The organism is Streptococcus suis, from assembly GCF_002964045.1.
Lineage (GTDB): Bacteria > Bacillota > Bacilli > Lactobacillales > Streptococcaceae > Streptococcus > Streptococcus suis_U.
On record NZ_POPB01000450.1, the window covers coordinates 1 to 20,107 of the forward strand.

A 20,107-nucleotide genomic window follows, 5' to 3' on the forward strand; every position below is an offset into this window, starting at 1 on the left:
TACGAACTTTAAAACCAAGATATATATTGCTTTAAACATCAAAAATGAGAGAACGAATTTCGTCCTCTCTAGATGTTAGCTTTTCGTCTACCCACTACAGTTGACAAAGAGCCTTTTATTTAATCTTCTGTTTTTTATTTCAGATAATTGTTCTACTTAATCTATTCCAACAAAAGCCCCCACTAAGTATTGAACTTAATGAGGGCTTTGTAATTATTTTATTAGTTTGTTAGCAAGGGGGTGTAGATGTCATATTCAAAGTAAGCTTATCTTACTCTTTCGTATTAATCTTCTCTTTTACTTCTTCATAAGAAAGAGGATGAACATCTTCATCATCGTGCTCAATATTCTCTGGCATTTTGCCTGTTTCATACAGAGATTTAATTTGAACACTATCGAGAGTTTCGTATTTGAGCAATGCTTCTGCAATTAATTTATGAGTTTCACGATTAGAATGAATAATTTCAGCCGCTTTATTGCGAGCTTCATTTAGTAAATCACGGACTTCATTATCTAATTCATAGGCAGTTTGTTCTGATATGTGTTTATGAGTTGTCTGGCCACCAAACATTGCATGACTACCTTCATATTGCATTGGTCCCATTTTTTCACTCATACCATATTCTGCAACCATAGCACGCGCCATCTGTGTAGCTTGTTCAAAGTCATTTGAGGCACCTGTTGTTTGGGTGTTGAAAATAATTTCTTCTGCAACACGTCCCCCCATAAGACCAGCCAATTGCTCTTTCATATCTTCTTTAGATAGGAGCATTTGGTCTTCTTTTGGAAGGGCAATCATGTAACCACCAGCGCGGCCACGTGGTACAATAGTAACTTTATGAACTTCACGCGCATTTGACAAGACAAGGCCAACAATCGTATGACCAGCTTCATGGTAGGCAACGATCTCACGTTCTTTAGCTGAAATTTGGCGGTCTTTCTTAGAAGGTCCTGCAATGACACGATCTTCTGCTTCATCGATATCTGACGCATCAATCACAGTTTTGTTTCGACGTGCAGCAACTAAAGCTGCTTCGTTGAGGACGTTCTCTAAATCAGCACCAACAAAACCTGGAGTCTGCTGAGCAACCAATTTCAAGTCTACGTCTGCTGCTAATGGTTTATTCTTCGCGTGAACTTTTAGGATTGCTTCGCGACCCTTGACATCTGGACGACCAACCAATACCTTACGGTCAAAACGTCCCGGACGAAGAAGGGCTGGATCTAAAACATCACTACGGTTGGTTGCGGCAATGACGATAATTCCTTCGTTGCCTTCAAATCCATCCATTTCAATCAAGAGTTGGTTAAGGGTTTGTTCACGTTCGTCATTACCACCACCCATACCGACACCACGTTGGCGACCGACAGCATCGATTTCATCGATGAAAATAATGGCTGGTGCTGCTTTTTTTGCATCTTCAAATAATGAACGAACACGGCTGGCACCGACACCGACAAACATTTCAACGAAATCAGAACCAGAAATCGAGAAGAATGGAACGCCTGCTTCACCTGCTACAGCTTTTGCCAAAAGAGTTTTACCTGTTCCTGGAGGTCCCTCTAATAAGACTCCTGCTGGAATACGGGCACCAAGCTTGGTAAAGCGTTTAGGATCTTTCAAAAACTCCACCACTTCTACCAATTCTTGTTTTTCTTCTTCTGCACCTGCGACATCTGAGAAACGAACTTTGATATTGCTTTGCTCAAGAGCTTTTGCTTTGTTTCGTCCAAAGTTCATTGCACCACGTGCTCCGCCACTACCCTGGTTCATCATCATCATGAAGAATACACCAACGATAACAAGCGGTAACAAATTAAAGATGATATTTAACCACAGTCCATTAGAACTTTCTGGTTTAATGGTTACCTTAACACCATTTTCATTTGCTAGGGTTTGTAATTCTGATAAATTTGTTTCAGACGGTAGAATAAGCGATTTGAAGTTTTTATAGGTAACAGTACTTGACACTTGGAATAGCTTAATAGAAGAAGCTAGTTCATCCTTGGCTGTCTGCTCTGTCTTGTACTTACCAGTAATTTCAATAACACTTGAATCTGGTTGATAGGTCAATTCTGAAACGTTATTATTCTTAAGCTCAGTAATAACTTGTGAATAGCTGATTTCTTGAGTCGCAACTTGTTGACCTGCATTAAAAAATTGGAATGCTGTAAGGATGGTCGCGATGACAAGAATAATGAGAAAAGGATTTCTTATAAATCCTTTATTTTGTTGATTGTTCATAATATAGTAGGAAACCTTTTTCTAATTTGTATAAACTTCCTCTTTTAGTACACCAACGTAAGGAAGGTTACGGTAGTTTTCATCGTAGTCTAATCCAAAGCCAACTACAAATTCATTTGGAATAGTGAAACAAGTATAGTCTGGCTCAATTTCAACTACACGACCTTCTGGTTTATCAAGTAATGTAGCAATCTTGATTGAAGCCGCTTGACGGAATGCAAAAAGCTCTTTCAATTCCTTCAAGGTACGACCAGTATCAATAATATCCTCAACAAAGATAATATGACGACCAGCAACACTGTTATCTAAATCCTTGATGATTTTAACAGTTCCGCTACTCTCCGTACCACCATGATAGCTTGAAACAACCATATAATCCGTTTCGATATGCGCATCAATATGCTTCATCAATTCTGCCATAAATGGAATAGAACCTTTTAAAATTCCAACAAGAATAGGGTTCTTATCTGCGTAATCATTTGCTAGAATTTGCCCAAGTTCTTTACATTTTGCAACAATTTCTTCTTCTGAAACAAGAATTTTCTTAATATCTTTGTCCAACATAGTTGTTCTACTCTTTCATTTTTATATATAAGGTAGCTTTGATTATATCATTTTTTATTGATTTACTCAAATCACTGCTAGCAAGATTGACAATTCCATAAATTTTACCATCTTGTTCAATCACAACTGCCTCTTGTCGAACTTTCTGAGGTATTTTATTGTCAATAAACCAACGACGGAGTTTTTTAGTGATGCCGTTTATTCGGATAGTATCTCCCGCCTGTCTTCCTCGTACTAGAATGGGTAAGTGACTTGGAAAATGTAAAACATGCTCTGCATCTTCCATTGGGTGATTGAGTGAAAAAATATACGAACCATAAGAAAAAACACCTTCTGATTCTATCATGATTGGTTCTAGTTGCTCATCCGTCTGAGGTCCTATTTTATCAATTGTGAAACTATGATAATCTTTTTCTAAAACATAATTATTTTTTAGTAGATGTTTATAATTTGCTTTTGATTGCAAAATATGAAGAACCTCGTCAAACTGGGAACGGGATAATTGTAAATCAGGAAAGCCTTCTAAATATTCCTCTAGTAAATACCTCTGGACTGCCTGTGTCTGTTGCCGAAAACTTGTCAAATCTGTAACAGACAAATCTTTTGTTAAATCTCGTAACGCCTGTAATAGAGTACTGGTATCACCTGCCAGATTATTGAGAACAAGCTCAATTTTTGGATTTTCCTGTTTGAATTGTGGTATATAACCATGCCGAACTCTATTTCTGAAATAGGTTGAGCTAAGATTGCTAGCATCTTCGAAATGAAACACATTGTCAAAATCAGACTTTTTAAAAGATAGGAGAGGTCGAATGAGTTCTCCGCTTGCAAAGGTCTGGATAGGCTGAATGGCAGACAGATGTCGCAAACGACTTCCTCGAATCAAACGCATCAAAACTGTCTCTGCTTGGTCATCAGCATGGTGGGCTGTTACCAGTGCGGTGTAGCCTTCCTGCTCCATGATTTTCGCAAAGAATGCGTAACGCCATTTCCTCGCTGCTTCTTCTGAAAAAGTTCCTTCAAAATGTGATAGAAAGAAAGGAACCTTGCTATCCTCTGCTAACTGCTTGAGGTAGCTTTCCTCACTAACAGATTCTTCTCTCTGTCCATGATTAACATGGGCAAGTCCCAGAGAAATTCCCAATTCTTTTCGGCATTGGTATAAAAGATGAAATAAATTCATAGAATCCAAACCACCTGAAACAGCCACAAGAACTTTCTCATGTTTATCAAAAAAGTGACCTTCCTGTGTCACTTTTAAAAATCTATTTTTCATTTACTTTAAAATCCCGTAAATATCATTTGCAATTTGTGTAATCTCATCATAGCTTGATTTATCTGTAAAGATGGATAAAACAAATGGAGATTCTGCATAGACAATAGCTACGTCATGTTTGACATCATCCGCATCACCAATTTTATGGGCCACTGGAACGGCAATATCTTTTGAAATGCGCTGATTATCAAACTGGGTCGAAAGTAAACTTTCGAGAACATAGCCATTTTGATAATAAATGGCTTCCATCATGTTTCCTGCTACCTCTGCCGAAGTTTCACGTGTAACCATATCCCATCGACTACCTGTAACAGCAGTCGTCAGTTGGTAAAAGTTATCGTCAAATTGGTTAGTAACATAATATGAAAGTAAATTACTAGCCACATTATCGGATTCTTTAGCCGTTTTATTGATTAATTCTTCTATAGAATATTCTTTATTATCAGGTGTTTTTGACAAAGAGCCGCTACCACCCACGACATAGGCACCTGGAAAGGACATAGATTCCGCTGTGTATTTGACTTTTGTTGTCAAATCAACTTGCCCAGCATTGATTTGTTCTTGAACATAGTAAAGAATTGGGAGTTTAGCAATGCTTGCAGAATAAAATGTCTTATCTTGATTGACACCAACTTTTTGACCTGTTGAAAGTTGTTTAACATATACACCAATTGTATCTTTGGAATATTTCTGATTAAGCATCTCTTGAACAGCATCCATTCTATTATCAGTTGCTGATAAATCTTCCATGTCAAGCCAACCTTTGTCTGCAACATAAGCAAAATCACCTAACGGAGTGGTAGCAATTTTAGAGATATTGACAGGTTGATAGGACTGTAGGTCTGTCTTTACTTCCTTGGCTTGATTGGAAATTGGAGAGGAAAGAACTGTAATATTTTTATTTGTCCAGTAAGTCTGTTCAACAAGAGTTTCTGCTAAAACAGCATCATCAAATAGTTTATGGGTATCTGCCACAATATAAGAAGCATTGTCAATCTGAAAAACCAACTCTTTTTTGGAATTCACGGTCACATCTGTGATGGAAAAAGCCTGATTTGGTTTCAACTGACCTACTACTTGTGTCAATTCTAGGTCAGAATAAAGATTTTCTACTTGAAACACATTTGGATTTTGAGGGACAACTTGAAAATACTGATTATAGACCGTCTGAGTCAGTTCATATTCTTCTTGTGCTGTGAGTTGAAATGGTATTTCTGTACTATCAATCACTGATATACTAAATAGAGCTGGTAATATCCATATAAACAGTTTTTTCTGCATAGTCCCTCCTTTCTAATTATCCTTTTCCTCTAATTTCAATTCTTGATTTTTCTTAGATAATTCTTCCAACTTCTCTTCAGAATGTTGTAGAAATTGTTCTACAATGTTAAAAATAGAATCTGTCATTTTGGTAACCCTGGAATATTATAGACAAATTCCCCTTCTTTAGAATATTGGTATTTTGCACGAATGTATTTGGCAGCATATTCTTCATTTTTTAGCTTTTCAATCATTTCTGCCTCTTGTTTTTGTTCTTTGGTCAACTCGTCATAATTATTTTTCAGTTCAAGAAGCTTCTGTTCTTGTTGTTGAAGATTCGTATAAGTTCCAACCAAATTATATGCTGGCAAGACAAATAGAAAAATGACCAAAACTAATATAGCACCCATGAAACGATTTTTTTGTTGCCGTTCTTCAAATTGTGTTTGAGTTTTTTTACGCTCTGATTGAATAAAGTCATTATTTAATTGTAGAATTTTAGATTCTCTCATCTGCTTCTATCCTTTTTTCACTGACAATTTCATACATTTTCAGTGCATCTTCTTTTTTTGTAGAATCTTTCATTTCAAGGACTTTTACAGTTAGGAGTTTATTGCCGAATTGGATTTCAACCTGGTCATCAACTTTCAAATCTGTTGAAGATTTAGCTAAAATACCATTGACTTTAATTCTTCCCTTGTCAGCTACTTCCTTTGCAACTGTCCGACGCTTGATAATGCGCGAAACTTTTAAATATTTATCTAGTCTCATATTCTATACCTCAACTAAACATTTTACCATTTTTTCATTTAATTGAGAAATTTATTCTGCCTTTCTTGCCTTGATTTCTTGTAGTTTCTCCGCAAAAGAAATCAATTCTTCAATAATTTCAAAGTCTTTTTTCTGTTGAATGTTAAACACAACAGCTAGCTTTCCTTTGTTTTCCGTTATCTGAGCTTTCAAATTCGTAGCAGATAGTGCTTCAAAGTAATCTTGCGTTAGGAAAATTTGACCAGCCATAGGTTCGAATGTTACTGTCACTTGATGTTGTCGTCTAAGAACTGTATGACAGAACACCTGATCCAAAAATGACTTCAATAGACCGATTTCAAGCAAGTAGGCTACTACATCAGGATACTCTCCAAAACGGTCCATCAATTCTTCCTGTAAATCTTGATAGTTTACACGGCTGTCAATGTTCTTGATACGCTTGTAAATTTCAATTTTTTGTCGCTGATCTCCAATATAATCACTCGGTAAGTAGGCATCAATCTGAAGGTTGACCTCAGAGTTGCTTTTTTGACGCTGAGCCGTCTTGCCTTGTTTTTCTAAGATAGCTTGTTCCAGCAATTGTGAATACATCTCATATCCCACAGAATCAATAAAACCTGACTGAGCAGCACCTAAAATATTTCCAGCTCCACGGATAGACAAATCTTGCATGGCAATCTTGAAACCTGATCCTAGTTCTGTAAAGCCCTTGATTGCCTCCAATCGTTTTTCAGCTACTTCTGTCAAGGACTTGTCTGGACGGTACATGAGATAGGCATAGGCAATCCGACTGGAACGGCCAACACGTCCTCGAAGTTGATAGAGAGTTGACAGTCCCATGTGATCGGCATTTTCAATAAATAAGGTATTGGCATTTGGAATATCAACACCTGTTTCGATGATTGTTGTGGTCACCAGAATATCATACTCACCTTCTACAAAGGCATAAAGGGTATTTTCAAGCTGAATTTCCGACATTTGACCATGAACATAACCTATGCTAGCTTCTGGAACCAATTCTTTTAATTCTGATACTTTCTGTTCAATGGTGTCAACTTTATTGTAAAGATAGTAAACCTGACCTCCGCGATCTATCTCACGAAGCATTGCATCTCGGATAACAGAAGGATTTGTTTCCATCACATATGTCTGAACAGGATACCGATTGGTCGGTGGAGTCTCAATTACTGATAAGTCTCTTATCCCTAGCATAGACATTTGTAGAGTACGAGGAATTGGGGTTGCAGTCAAGGTCAGAACATCAATTTTCTTTTTCAGTTCCTTCAAACGTTCCTTATGCTTGACACCAAACCGTTGCTCTTCGTCAATAACCAGTAAACCTAAATCAGCAAAAACAACATCTTTTGATAGAAGGCGATGGGTACCAATCAAGATGTCAACTTGACCTTTTTTCAGCTTCTCTAGCGTTTTTTCCTGCTCTGCCTTTGTTTTAAAACGACTCATAACATCCACATTGACAGGAAATTCAGCAAATCGTTCCTGGAAATTAGCATAATGTTGCTGGGCTAAAACAGTTGTTGGAACAAGAATAGCTACTTGCTTGCCATCATTGACAGCTTTAAAGGCGGCTCGCATGGCTACTTCTGTCTTACCAAATCCAACATCTCCTACTAACAGACGATCCATTGGAGAATCTTTTTCCATGTCTTTTTTGATTTCTTCAATCGATCGAAGTTGGTCATCCGTTTCCACGTGTGTAAAGTAGTTGTCAAATTCAATTTGATTTTCATCATCAGGTGAAAAAGCAAAGCCTTTCAATTGGCTACGTTCAGCGTAAAGCTTAATCAAATCATCCGCAATATCCTCAACTTGTTTCTGAACCTTTTGCTTGGTTCGTTGGAAACGACCATCGTTTAGTTTATTGACCTTTGGAGCTTTTCCATCGGAGGCTAAGTATTTGGAAAGGAGATCAATCTGCTCTACAGGAATGGAAATGCGGTCGGCATTTTGATACTGAACGGTCACATAATCACGGTGAATACCTGAAATTTCAATGGTTTCTATCCCTAAATATTGGCCAATCCCGTGAACATGGTGAACAACATAGTCACCAACAGCTAGCTCACTATAGTCTTTAATACGTTCAGCGTTAGAAATATTAGTTCTACGGACCTTACGCTTAATCTTTTTATTAAAAATCTCTTTTTCAGTAATGAGTACTAGCTTCTCATCCATCAAATGAAATCCAGAAGCTAACTGCCCAATGGTCACTTGTTGTTCACCTTCTACTAATTTATCTGATGAATAGGTAGGTAGCTGAATATCATACTCCTGTAAAGATTTTTGTAAAGTCTGTAAACTTGCTTCAGAACTTGCTTGAATAATGACCGTATTCTTCGATTTAGCATACCGAGTTAGTTCTTCTTTCAATAGGGGAATTTGATGGAAAAATTCCTGCATAGGATGTTGAGTAAATTGATAGAGGGCATCAAATTTTACATTTCCCAACCCCTTTTGAAAACTTGAAAAGAAGGTAGCAGGTTTATATTTTCTTAATTCCGAATAGGTAGATGCAAAATAGTTTAAACTTGACACTGATTTACCCTTTTGTAAATCATCTGTCAATAACTCTGCTGATTCTTTTTCAAATTGAGCCTGCTTATCAGCGATTTTATGAAAATCATCTAAAAATAAGGGAGAGCCCTTTGGCAAATAATCCAACAGTGTCCAAGATTGTTCATATAAAAATGATAGAAATTTTCGTAAATCGGGATGACGATATTCTGTTTGCATATCCGCCAAAACTTCCCGTAAATAAGACTGCTGCTCTTCTATATGCGATTGTTCAATAGCTGTTTCAATACTACTGCAGGCCCGTTCATAGTCAGTAGCTGTCAAAAGAATATCCGATGCTGGAGCAATGCTGATACTATCCAAATTTTCTAAAGACTTTTGACTGTCGACATCAAAGATACGAATACCATCAATCTCATCTCCAAAAAATTCCAAACGATAAGGGGCCTCAGCTTGCATATCAAAAACATCTAGGATGTCTCCCCGTTGGCTAAATTCTCCCTGAGTTAGAACTCTGGACACCTTTTTGTAGCCTGTGTTGACAAGTTTCTTTACAAGATTGTCAACTTCAATTTCTTGACCAACTTCTATTTTAATCTTTGACTCTCTAAATATTTCTGGATTCGGTAACAGAATCCTACAAGCAGCCATGCTGACAACTAGAACTCCGGACTGAGTGGGATTGTTCAGAAAATTCAAGCTGTCAATTCTTGACTGCGTTCGTTCCTTAGAAGCGAAAACAAACTCTGCAATCGGACTATCATCTGTAAAGAAGTTGTAAACATTCTCACTACCTATAATGGCTGATAAATCTGTAGCCAACCTCTCCGCTTCATTCTGACTAGCCGTTACAATCATTATTTTCTCAGCCAAACTATCATAGGCAGTCGCCATGACTAATGACTTACTGGTTCCAGACAATCCTAATAGTAACTGGCGAGTTGATTTGTTTAAACCAGACTGCCATTGATTGATCTGCTTGTTCTTGTGAAGTATATCTAGTATATTCATTAGCCATTAAACTTTCTCATAATAGTATCAAAATCATCTTCTTCCAAATAGAAGTTGACAGCCTTGTCAAGTTTCTCTAAGGCCAAGTCAATTTCGATACGGTCTTCTGTGTCAAATCCTGATAAGACGTGGTTGACAACACTCATTTTTCCTTTTGGTCTTCCAATGCCAATCTTGATACGGTCAAATTCCTGCGTCCCAATATGCTTGACAATGGATTTAATCCCATTATGGCCACCTGCCGAACCTTTTTGTCGGAAACGGATTTTTCCTACTGCCATGTCCAAATCGTCGTAAGCCACCAAAATATCCTTTTCATCCAAACCATAATAGGCCATCAAGGCATGGACTGCCTTGCCTGATTCGTTCATGAAGGTGGTTGGTTTGACCAGGTAAATTTTTTCACCGTCAATAAAGGTTGTGGCAATGTCCGCTTGGAAAATCTTGTCTTGACTAAAAGTTACATTTTCACGCTTGGCAATCTTATCCAACAACATAAAGCCGACATTGTGCTTAGTTTCAAAATAGCGGTCCCCAGGATTTCCTAGGCCAATGATCAATCGTGTCATTTTTTTCTCCTTACATGCCAAAAGGCTGGAAAATATATTCCAACCTGATTATCTATTATACGTTAAAGCGGAACTCCATAATGTCCCCATCTTGAACCACGTATTCTTTTCCTTCTTCACGAAGGCGTCCTGCTTCTTTAACAGCCTTCTCAGAGCCGTAGGTCATCAAATCATCATAGGACATAGTTACCGCACGGATAAAGCCTTTTTCGAAGTCTGAGTGGATGATGCCAGCACATTGAGGAGCTTTCATACCACGCTTGAAGGTCCATGCACGCACCTCTTTTTCTCCTGCTGTAAAGTAGGTGCCAAGTCCAAGCAAATGGTAGGCTGCACGGGTCAATTTGTCCACGCCAGATTCTGTCAAACCAAGGGCTTCCAAAAACTCACCCTTGTCTTCATCGTCTAGTTCTGAAATTTCCTCTTCTGCACGCGCAGAAATCACCACTACTTCTGCATTTTCTGTCGCCGCAAAGTCACGGATTTGCTGAACATAACTGATGGACTCAGGATCTGCTACCTTGTCTTCATCGACGTTGGCAACATAGAGGACTGGCTTGGTGGTCAAGAGGAAGAGTTGCTTAACGATTTTTTGTTCTTCATCTGTAAAGTCAACTGTACGAGCAGATTTTCCATCTTCTAGGACTGGTTTGATTTTTTCAAGGACTGCAAATTCTGCGACAGAATCCTTGTCTTTTTGCGTACGGGCCATTTTTTCAACACGGGCATAGCGTTTGTTGATGCTCTCTAGGTCCGCCAAAATCAATTCTAGGTTAATAGTATCAATATCTGCGATAGGGTCCACAAAGGCATCTTCACGGCCTTGTTCACGCATAACATTTTCATCGTCAAAAGCACGCACCACATGGACAATAGCGTCAACTTCGCGGATATTGGCCAAGAATTTATTTCCAAGCCCTTCACCTTTAGAGGCACCTTTTACAATACCGGCAATATCGGTAAATTCAAAAGTGGTTGGAACTGTCTTTTTAGGAGTGATAAGTTCTGTCAACTTCTGCAAACGCTCATCGGGCACTTCTACCATGCCGACGTTTGGATCAATGGTCGCGAAAGGGTAGTTGGCAGCCTCTGCTCCTGCCTTTGTAATCGCGTTAAATAGGGTTGATTTACCAACGTTTGGCAAACCGACGATTCCTGCTGTTAAAGCCATGTTTTTTACTCTCCAATTAAAAATTCAATCATGACTATTATAGCAGAAAAATAGAGAAAAAGCTTGCTGATTGCCAAGCTTTTTACTATCCGAAGATATTCGGAAGAATTTTAGGTAAAAACCAAGATAGAAAACCGAGAAATGGGAGAGGAAGCCACCAGAAGCGAGCTAAAAATTCCCAGCCGTTACTTACTTTCCAAGGTTCCCAATCATCACCTTGTTGCTCCTTTTCGACTTCCACCACAACTGCCTTCTCAGGCTCTCTGCCTAAAACCAGATAATCCAGACTGACACCAAAAATTTCTGCCAGCTGGACCAGTTTGTCAATATCTGGCATTGCTTCAGCATTTTCATATTTTGATATGGATTGGCGCGTAACATAGAGTTTTTCTGCTAAGTCATCCTGAGACAAATTTTGACCAGTACGTAACTTTTTAATTTGTTGGGCCAACTGATTCATGATCATGTCCTCCTCTTTTTTCTAAGTCTATTATAATTTAGAAAGGGATGGTTGACTAGCACTTGTTAGAAAAAATTCGCAACTAGCAGTTGCAAACTGTCAACTAGGCTTCACTTGGTAGAACTTGTTTCATTTTTCGTTCAAAATCATATCGGCTCATCATAACAACATGGTCACAGTTACTGCAGCGGATTTTAATATCCGCTCCTAGGCGGATAACCTCCCATTTATTGGCCTTCTTTCCGGTCGATTTGATGACACAGGCATGAGGCTTTTTCATTTCAACAAATGATCCTAATTGGTACATAAATACTCCTTTAGTCCTATTTCTTTCAGTATAACATAAAAACGGCTAGGCTAGCCGTTTTCAATCAACTAATTGGTACGAACTGGAGTTACCAGTTGGATAAGATCTTCCTCTTCGTTATTTGGAACCAAAGTAAATGGTCTAACAGAGGAGATAAAGCTGATTTTGACCTGCTCACTATTGGTAGCCTTCAAGGCTTCAATCAAGTAAGTTGGGTTAAAACTAATCACCAAATCTTCTCCAGTCACTTCTAGTGTGTCCAATTCTTCGTTTACACGTCCAACTTCTGGAGAGTTGACATGAGCTGTGACGACATTGTTCGCAATTTCAAGTTTTACTGTGCCATTTTGAGTTGCATTTGACAGAAGACGAGCCCGCTCCATTGAATGGCGGAGTTTGTCTGTATCAAAAATTGCCATTGTTTTAAAATCTGTTGGAATGAGACGGTCTGTATCTGGATAGGTTCCTTCTAGCAAACGAGTATAGAAACTAATATGTTCACTTCTAAAAAGAATCTGATTGTTGGAGAAAAAGACTTCAACTGTTTCGATATCATCCGTAAAAACAACGGTAAATTCACGGAGAGAACGACTTGGAATTACCACGTTAAAATCATCACCTGCTTTTTCAAGAACCAATTTACGTTGACTCATACGGTGTGAATCTGTGGCAACTGTTTTAAGATTTTTATTATCTGTCAAGACAAAGTGAACACCTGTTAGTATTGGGCGACTTTCTTGTAGAGAAGCTGCAAAGGCTGTTTCGTTGATAGTCTGTTTTAATACTTTTGTTTCCAATACCAAAGGTTTTGAAGTTGGAACTTCCTGTAAACGTGGATATTGCTCTGGTTCTTTTCCTTTTAGCGTGATTTCTGATTTACCACTTGTTAATACAACTTGCTTTTGTTCGATTTCATTAAAATCAAGAACAATATCTGGCATGCTTGAAACAACGTTGATAAAGAATCCAGCTTCTAAAAGAATGGCACCTGGAGAAGTTATTAAGAGTCCAGCATTCTCATCTTGAATGGAGATAAAATGTTCAATAGAAATCTGACCATTTGAACCTGTTAATGTAATTCCGTCGCTTGTAACAGTAATTTTTATTGTTGAGAGTATAGGGATAGCGTTTTTGGTACTGATTGCTCGTTTGGTAGTATTGAGTGCTTGTAAAAACACGTTTTTATTAATTGAAAATTGAATCATGGAGACTCCTTTATTTATTATCTATAAGGTTAGTAGTAGTAGTAGGCCCTGTGTATTCTGTGGAAAAGTGACAAAAACCTTCTTACATCTCGATTTGTTGCCTGTTTATAACTTGTGGAAAAGTAGGTGATTTTTTCAAAACTTATACACAGGTTAGCGAATTTTATTTTTTATACTCGTAATTTCAATCTCTAAATTATCGTCATCCATTAGTAAGCTTTTAATTTTATTATAAGCATGCATAACGGTTGTGTGGTCACGATTACCAAATTCTCTTCCGATTTTCGGCAAAGAATTGTCAGTCATTTCACGGGCTAAAAACATAGCAACCTGGCGTGCGTGTACAATGTGTTGAACTCGTTTGGATCCTTTTAGTTCTTTGAGACTGATACCATAAAAATTTCCAACTTCAGTTTGGATTTTTTCGATTGGAATGACCATGTTTTGAGGATTTGTCTGTTTCCTAGAACGGATGGCTTCAGCAGCCACTTCTACTGTGATTTCAGACAAATTACGCATAGAAGCCAATAGATTAATGTCCTTGAGGGCCCCTTCTAAATCTCGGACGTTTGAATCAAATTGACCTGCTAGGTAGGAGAGGGTATCATTTGTGAAATGATAAGGAAATTCTTCGCATTTATTGCGTAAAATAGCAATACGTGTTTCAAAGTCAGGTGGCGTGATTTCACTCGTCAATCCCCATTTAAAACGAGTCACAAGGCGTTCTTCTAGATTATCTAGATAGTCGGGATTTCGATCACTGGTTAAAACTATTTGTTTATTCTTTTGATGTAGCGCATTGAAGGTATGGAAGAATTCTTCCTGGGTCGTTTCTTTCTTCTGAATGGATTGGATATCATCAATCAAGAGCAAATCAAGATTACGATAGGTTTCTTTGAATTGCTTCATCTTGTTTAACCGCATGTGCTCCAATAATTCATTGATAAAAGTTTCTGATGATACATATTTGATTCTGGCATTCGGATTGTCCGAAAGGACTTTATTACCGATTGCATTTAGAATATGTGTCTTACCTAGACCAGGTCCACCAAAGATAAAGAGCGGATTATAGAGCTCTCCTAAGTTATCAGAGACAGCTAATGCTGCTGCCTTAGCCCAATGATTATTGTCTCCTTGGACGAAATTTGAAAAGGTATATTGGGGCTTAATATCGGCATGGACAGGCTGTAGCACTTCTTCAACGATAGTATTGGTTGGTTGAAGGGAATTAGAAGGTTTAGTTGTTGTAGTAATTGGGGAGACGATTTCTGTGATTTCCTCTGTAAATTGATAGTGGATAACTAGAGGTTCACCGAAAATTTCAAAACTGGCTGCAGCCATCAGTTCTTCGAAATTTTTTTCCCAGAAATCTTTTTTAAAGGGTCTATTTAGAAAAATTGTAGCTACTTGTTGGTGGATTCCAAGTAATTTGGCATCAGCAACGTAGAAATCAAAAATAGATGCTTTAAAACTTGATTTTGCTAATTCAATGAAACGTTGCCAAAATTGTTGTTCTTGGTTCATATTCTCCTCCTCTCGGATTCATTCGCTAGAATAGTGTACCATAAAAATAAAAAGTTTTCCACAGATAATTATAAAAATCCACATTGTTCAAAATAGTTTTCCACAGGATGTGAATAAAAGCCAGAACCTGTGTAGATTCTAGCTTTCTAAGGTTATTTTGCTGTGGAAAAAGGTGTATATGAAAAATTTATACTCACAAGTCTATTTTAAGTTGTTGATAATTCTATCGAACTCTTCTAAACTATTAAAACTGATTCGAATTTCACCACAACCATTTTTTTTCTGAAGAATTTTTGTGGGAGTTCCTAGCAGTTGATTGAGAATGTTTTCCTGTTCTTTTAGGAATTGATTTTTGCGTTGTACCTTTGTTTTTTTCTTCTTGGATAGAATCTTTTCAAGAGCTCGTACACTCAAATCTTTTTCGATGATTTCCTGAACCCAAACAGCCTGCTTTTCTGCTGAACATGCGACTAACTGACGCGCGTGGCCTTGTGAAATTTTTCCTGCTTTGACGGCTTCTTGAGTTTGTTCGGAAAGATTCAGTAATCGAAGGAGGTTGCTGATATAGGGTCTAGATTTTCCCATAATTTGTGCGATTTCGTCATGAGTTAAGCCCTTGCTGATGAGTTTCTGATAGGAAGTAGCTTCTTCAATTGGATTTAAGTCTGACCGTTGTAAATTTTCAATAATCGCCTGATAGAGCAAGTCGTCGTCGCTCAATTCTTTTACGATTGCTGGGATTTCTGTCATTCCTGCTAATTGACTGGCCCTCCATCTCCTTTCGCCTGCCAGGAGTTCATAGCCAATAACAGATGATTTTCTTACGATGATTGGTTGAATCAAGCCATTTTCTTTTATAGATTGAGCAAGCTCTTCTAACTTCTTTTCATCAAAATGAATTCTAGGCTGGTAGGGATTGGGGTGGATATCTGAAATCTTAATCGTACGTAATTCTTCCATATAGGCCTATTTTAGCAAAAAAAAACAGACTTTACAATCTTGTAAAGTCTACTTTATTTATTTTTACTGTAGTTGATCTGTTGAATGTGTCAATTTAATGTCAACTGTCTGTTTCTTATTATTTCTATAGTAGGTAATGGTAATTGTATCGCCTACTTGATGATTGTAAAGGGCACTTTGTAAATCACTCTTGTTTTCGATAGTTTCACCGTCAATATCTGTAATGACATCGTAGGTTTCGAATTTTCCATCTGCAGGAAGTCCGGCTTGTGTAGAAACAACGATGACACCAGATGTCAAATCAGTATTAGTTAGACCGGCTTTTTCGAGTTGACTGGTTGACAAATCTGTCAAGTTAACCATGTGAACGCCGAGGGCAGGACGACTAACCTTCCCATCTTTTTCAAGTTGATTTATAATGGATACGGCATCGTTCGAAGGAATTGCAAATCCCATCCCTTCAACTGCGACTCCAGAACTACTTAAAGAACTAGAGGTAATTTTGCTAGACGTAATCCCGATAACTTGACCTTGAATATTGATGAGCGGTCCACCGGAATTACCAGGGTTAATGGCTGTATCTGTCTGAATAGCATTGGTTGAAATGGTTTGTCCATCTTCAGACTGAGAGGTAACGGTACGACTGAGGCTGGAGATAATTCCTTGTGTGACAGTATTTGCATAAACACTTCCCAATGGGCTACCGATGGCGATGGCTGTTTCACCAACTTTAATAGTATCAGAGTCCGCGAATTCAGCTACTGCTGTCACCTTGTCCGCAGCGATTTTAATAACGGCTATATCAGAGTAGGTATCGGATCCGACTAATTCACCAGATACTTTTTCTCCAGAAGCAAGAAGGATGTCAATTTTTTCTGCATTATTGATAACGTGAGTATTGGTTACAATATAGGCAGTATTCCCATCTTTTTTGTAGATAACACCAGATCCTTCTCCCGCAACAGCCAATTCATCAGAACTCTCAATGTTCCCAAAAATGGCACTCAGACTGTTGCTCGATGCAGTTTGGTAATTGATAACGGAAACAACGGCGTTTTGAACTTTTTCAACTGCCTGAGTTGTCGAAGTTTCATTATCATATTGGACATTGCTGACGCTGGTAATTGCTGAGCTAGCTTGCTGGACCTGTGGTTGAAAAAATGATGCGGTCAATGCCCCAGCTAATCCCCCTATAAAACCGACAGCAAATAAAATAGCAAATTTCAAATATCTTTTCATATAGAGAATCCTTTCTGTTTCTTTAATTTTCCTTAAGATTACTCCTGCTTTCTTAATTATAGCTTAAAGTTTTCAAAAATCAATCCACAACCTGTGGATAACTATGTGAATAATGTGAACAAACTCTGATTTTCTGAGATTTTTTCGGAATTAAGCCTACTAGAAGCCTGTGGATATGTTACAATATTTTTATGAAAATAAAATTGATTACCGTTGGAAAATTGAAAGAGAAATATCTCAAGGATGGGATAGCAGAGTATAGTAAACGATTGGGTCGTTTTACCAAGTTGGAACTGATTGAGCTTGCGGATGAAAAGACGCCAGACAGGGCAAGCCAGGCCGAGAATGAACAAATATTGAAAAAAGAGGCTGAGCGAATTATGGCTAAAATCAGCGATCGTGATTATGTTATTGCTCTAGCTATTGAAGGTAAACAGTTTCCATCTGAGGAGTTCAGTAAGAAATTATCTGATATTACAGTGAGCGGCTATTCCGATATTACCTTTATCATTGGCGGTAGCCTAGGTTTGGATCCTCAAGTGAAGAAAAGAGCCAATTTACTGATGAGCTTTGGTCAACTAACCCTTCCTCATCAACTAATGAAATTGGTTCTTATCGAGCAAATTTATCGTGCTTTTATGATCCAACAAGGCAGTCCCTACCATAAATAGTTTCACGTGAAACAAGGAGTTGAAATGAATCAGAAAGATTATCGTGTTTTTGAAGGATTACGCGTAGCTTGTTCCTTGACCTTTATTAGTGGCTATCTCAATGCCTTTACCTATGTGACCCAAGGTGGACGTTTTGCAGGTGTACAATCAGGAAATGTGATCTCTCTTGCTTACTATATGGCCAAGGGAGATTTTGCTCAAGTAGTTAATTTTTGTGTCCCTATTTTATTTTTTGTGTTTGGACAATTTTTCACCTATTTAGCCAGGAGGTATTTTGAAAAAAAATCTTGGTCCTGGCACTTTGGGAGTAGTCTCATTATGTTGATTTTCATCCTCTTGACTATCCTCTTATCTCCAATTATGCCTGCTTCGTTTACTATTGCAAGCCTGGCCTTTGTAGCTTCTATCCAGGTGGAAACCTTTAGAAGATTGAGAGGGGCACCCTATGCCAATGTTATGATGACTGGTAATGTAAAAAATGCAGCCTATCTGTGGTTTAAAGGCATGATTGAACAAGATGCAGAGCTGAAAAAGACAGGAAGAAATATTTTATTAACTATAATAGGGTTTATGTTAGGTGTTATTATTGCTACCCAATTGTCTTTTCAATTTGAAGAATATGCCTTAATCGGAATTCTCATCCCTGTCTTTTATATCAATTATAAATTATGGCAAGAAAAAAGACCTATCTCACGATAGGCCAATATGATTCCAGCAGGATTCGAACCTGCGACCGTTCGCTTAGAAGGCGAATGCTCTATCCAGCTGAGCTATGGAACCTTAACTACTTTATTGTACATTAAACAACTAACTCTGTCAATACGGTAAAAATTTTTAAAAAAGTGTTGACAAAAAGGAGGTGGTGTATTATACTAGTTATTGTTCTGAAAATGGTCCGTTGGTCAAGGGGTTAAGACACCGCCTTTTCACGGCGGTAACACGGGTTCGAATCCCGTACGGACTATTCTTTCCGCCATAGCTCAGTTGGTAGAGCGCATGACTGTTAATCATGATGTCACAGGTTCGAGCCCTGTTGGCGGAGTAAATAAAGCATAGGAAACCTTGAGAAATCAAGGTTTTTTCTTATTTTGGTCAAAAGTTGGTCAATGAATTTAGAACTATCTCAGTTTTTACTGCATATTGGATAAGAATGAAAAAATCGTGAAAAAGCGACATGAATAATCATACAATAGGAAAATTTGGTCAAAAAATGGTCAAGTGTTTGCTGACATGATTTTTCTAATTTTTTCAGTTTCTTCTTCCTCTTTTTCCTTAATAAGATGAGAGTAAGTTTCTATAATTTGCTTTGTATCTTTGTGGCCTACGATTTTCGAAAGTGTCCAAATATCAATTCCTTCAGCCAGTAAAATACTGATATAGGTATGACGAATACCAGTAGCTGTTAGGACTTTTGGAGTTATATTTAATTGATGAAGCAGTTCACTGAGACAAGTATTGACAGTTTTATTTGAAGGTACACCATAAATTGGATTAACAAATAGAAGATTATTTGGATTATCGAAATCAATTGTATCTTGATCTTTTAGCAATTTATCAAGTACCTCTATTACAGTATCATCAATAGGAATATTTCGAACAGATGTTTTTGTTTTAGGGTCTGTAAACTCATTTTTCGCTGAATCATATCGCCTATAAGTTACAATCTCTTTGCTTTTCCAAAGTATGCAATCCCAAGTTAAGCCTAACACCTCTCCAAATCTCATACCAGTCTTTAACTGTATGTAAAGAAGATAGTAAACTAAGTTGTCAGTATAGTTTACATTGTTGTAAAGATAGTTAACTAATTTTTTATAATCTGCTTTACTATGAATATACTTATCTTCTTTTGATTTTGCTGGTTCTAATCCAGTTATCTTTACACCTATTGTAAAGTCATGGAAATCAAGTCGGTCTTGTTTAGCAAATTCCAACACTTTTCTAACTTCAGAATTTAAACGAGCAACATTATCACGGCCATTTGTCTTGGCAAATTGATTGATAAAGAGTTGATAGCGACTAGCCTTTATATTTACTAAAGGCATATTTCCGAAAAACTCTTCAATTAGTTTGCCACGTTTTATGTGTTTGTTGAGTGTCGCTTGTTTTTTATTTAAAGGCACGATATGTAGCTCATACCATTTTTTCCAAAGTTCATGTAAACTAATTTGTCTATCAATGTTTGCTCCCTTTAGAAGTCTAAGCTCAATCTCAATTGCTTCAAGTTCAGCTTCTTTTTTAGTTCTAAATCCAGAATTTGAAGCTATTACTTTTCCTTTATCATCAAAGATTCTATAGTCCCATAATTTTTTCTTACCTCTTTGTCTATAGGATGCCATATA

Annotated in this window: 19 protein-coding genes and 3 tRNA genes; 4 read left to right on the plus strand and 18 right to left on the minus strand. The window is 37.6% G+C overall.

The genetic code is table 11. The features are described from left to right. Positions 1 to 271 precede the first annotated feature (271 nt). The 16 genes from ftsH to C1E99_RS11420 form a co-directional block, all read right to left on the minus strand. Positions 272 to 2,245 (minus strand): ATP-dependent zinc metalloprotease FtsH, encoded by a 1,974-nt coding sequence (gene ftsH / locus C1E99_RS11345; protein ID WP_105207610.1) that lies wholly within the window; start codon positions 2,243 to 2,245, stop codon positions 272 to 274. Between the two features lie 21 nt (positions 2,246 to 2,266). Further along, on the minus strand, positions 2,267 to 2,809 hold the full coding sequence (hpt, locus tag C1E99_RS11350) for a hypoxanthine phosphoribosyltransferase (protein WP_105106552.1): 543 nt from the start codon (positions 2,807 to 2,809) through the stop codon (positions 2,267 to 2,269). A gap of 7 nt (positions 2,810 to 2,816) precedes the next feature. Continuing rightward, positions 2,817 to 4,085 carry a tRNA lysidine(34) synthetase TilS gene (gene tilS / locus C1E99_RS11355; protein WP_105207611.1) on the minus strand — a complete coding sequence of 423 codons (1,269 nt, stop codon included), beginning with the start codon at positions 4,083 to 4,085 and terminating at the stop codon, positions 2,817 to 2,819. Beyond that, positions 4,086 to 5,366 (minus strand): serine hydrolase, encoded by a 1,281-nt coding sequence (locus C1E99_RS11360; RefSeq protein ID WP_105207612.1) that lies wholly within the window; start codon positions 5,364 to 5,366, stop codon positions 4,086 to 4,088. Positions 5,367 to 5,378: 12 nt separating this feature from the next. After that, positions 5,379 to 5,492: an SP_0009 family protein gene (locus C1E99_RS15430; RefSeq protein WP_105106555.1), complete on the minus strand. Its 114-nt coding sequence runs from the start codon at positions 5,490 to 5,492 to the stop codon at positions 5,379 to 5,381. Beyond that, complete coding sequence (locus C1E99_RS11370; RefSeq protein WP_105106556.1) at positions 5,489 to 5,857, minus strand: FtsB family cell division protein; 369 nt, start codon at positions 5,855 to 5,857, stop codon at positions 5,489 to 5,491. The genes C1E99_RS15430 and C1E99_RS11370 overlap by 4 nt, the downstream gene beginning before the upstream one ends. After that, a complete protein-coding gene (locus C1E99_RS11375) occupies positions 5,844 to 6,116 on the minus strand; it encodes an RNA-binding S4 domain-containing protein (protein ID WP_105106557.1) in 273 nt (90 codons plus the stop codon). The genes C1E99_RS11370 and C1E99_RS11375 overlap by 14 nt, the downstream gene beginning before the upstream one ends. Before the next feature lie 51 nt (positions 6,117 to 6,167). Further along, on the minus strand, positions 6,168 to 9,662 hold the full coding sequence (mfd, locus tag C1E99_RS11380) for a transcription-repair coupling factor (protein ID WP_105207613.1): 3,495 nt from the start codon (positions 9,660 to 9,662) through the stop codon (positions 6,168 to 6,170). Then, entirely contained in the window at positions 9,662 to 10,231 is a 570-nt protein-coding gene (pth, locus tag C1E99_RS11385) for an aminoacyl-tRNA hydrolase (RefSeq protein ID WP_105207614.1), read from the minus strand. The genes mfd and pth overlap by 1 nt, the downstream gene beginning before the upstream one ends. A 55-nt stretch (positions 10,232 to 10,286) precedes the next feature. Continuing rightward, positions 10,287 to 11,402, minus strand: coding sequence for a redox-regulated ATPase YchF (gene ychF, locus C1E99_RS11390; RefSeq protein ID WP_024389193.1), 1,116 nt, complete (start codon positions 11,400 to 11,402; stop codon positions 10,287 to 10,289). Between the two features lie 85 nt (positions 11,403 to 11,487). Continuing rightward, on the minus strand, positions 11,488 to 11,862 hold the full coding sequence (locus C1E99_RS11395; RefSeq protein WP_105207615.1) for a helix-turn-helix domain-containing protein: 375 nt from the start codon (positions 11,860 to 11,862) through the stop codon (positions 11,488 to 11,490). 103 nt (positions 11,863 to 11,965) lie between these two features. Further along, positions 11,966 to 12,169: a DUF951 domain-containing protein gene (locus C1E99_RS11400; RefSeq protein WP_014637239.1), complete on the minus strand. Its 204-nt coding sequence runs from the start codon at positions 12,167 to 12,169 to the stop codon at positions 11,966 to 11,968. Between the two features lie 68 nt (positions 12,170 to 12,237). Next, positions 12,238 to 13,374 carry a DNA polymerase III subunit beta gene (dnaN, locus tag C1E99_RS11405; protein WP_105106561.1) on the minus strand — a complete coding sequence of 379 codons (1,137 nt, stop codon included), beginning with the start codon at positions 13,372 to 13,374 and terminating at the stop codon, positions 12,238 to 12,240. A 153-nt stretch (positions 13,375 to 13,527) separates the two neighbouring features. Beyond that, positions 13,528 to 14,898: a chromosomal replication initiator protein DnaA gene (dnaA, locus tag C1E99_RS11410; protein ID WP_105207616.1), complete on the minus strand. Its 1,371-nt coding sequence runs from the start codon at positions 14,896 to 14,898 to the stop codon at positions 13,528 to 13,530. Positions 14,899 to 15,099: 201 nt separating this feature from the next. Further along, positions 15,100 to 15,858 (minus strand): ParB/RepB/Spo0J family partition protein, encoded by a 759-nt coding sequence (locus C1E99_RS11415; protein WP_105106563.1) that lies wholly within the window; start codon positions 15,856 to 15,858, stop codon positions 15,100 to 15,102. Positions 15,859 to 15,921: 63 nt separating this feature from the next. Then, positions 15,922 to 17,124, minus strand: a complete 1,203-nt coding sequence (locus tag C1E99_RS11420; RefSeq protein ID WP_419580082.1) for a S1C family serine protease — start codon at positions 17,122 to 17,124, stop codon at positions 15,922 to 15,924. Between the two features lie 164 nt (positions 17,125 to 17,288). Here C1E99_RS11420 and rlmH point away from each other — a divergent pair, with 164 nt between their 5' ends. Next, entirely contained in the window at positions 17,289 to 17,768 is a 480-nt protein-coding gene (gene rlmH, locus C1E99_RS11425) for a 23S rRNA (pseudouridine(1915)-N(3))-methyltransferase RlmH (RefSeq protein ID WP_105106565.1), read from the plus strand. A 24-nt stretch (positions 17,769 to 17,792) separates the two neighbouring features. Further along, entirely contained in the window at positions 17,793 to 18,467 is a 675-nt protein-coding gene (locus C1E99_RS11430) for a YoaK family protein (protein WP_105106566.1), read from the plus strand. Between the two features lie 7 nt (positions 18,468 to 18,474). Here C1E99_RS11430 and C1E99_RS11435 read toward each other — a convergent pair. Next, positions 18,475 to 18,548, minus strand: a tRNA-Arg gene (locus C1E99_RS11435). A gap of 112 nt (positions 18,549 to 18,660) precedes the next feature. On the opposite strand from C1E99_RS11435, the gene C1E99_RS11440 reads away from it, so the two are divergent. Beyond that, a tRNA-Glu gene (locus C1E99_RS11440) sits at positions 18,661 to 18,732 on the plus strand. 5 nt (positions 18,733 to 18,737) lie between these two features. Further along, positions 18,738 to 18,810 (plus strand) — tRNA-Asn (locus tag C1E99_RS11445). A 172-nt stretch (positions 18,811 to 18,982) separates the two neighbouring features. Here C1E99_RS11445 and C1E99_RS11450 read toward each other — a convergent pair. Then, on the minus strand, positions 18,983 to 20,104 hold the full coding sequence (locus C1E99_RS11450; protein ID WP_105207618.1) for a site-specific integrase: 1,122 nt from the start codon (positions 20,102 to 20,104) through the stop codon (positions 18,983 to 18,985). Positions 20,105 to 20,107 lie beyond the last annotated feature (3 nt).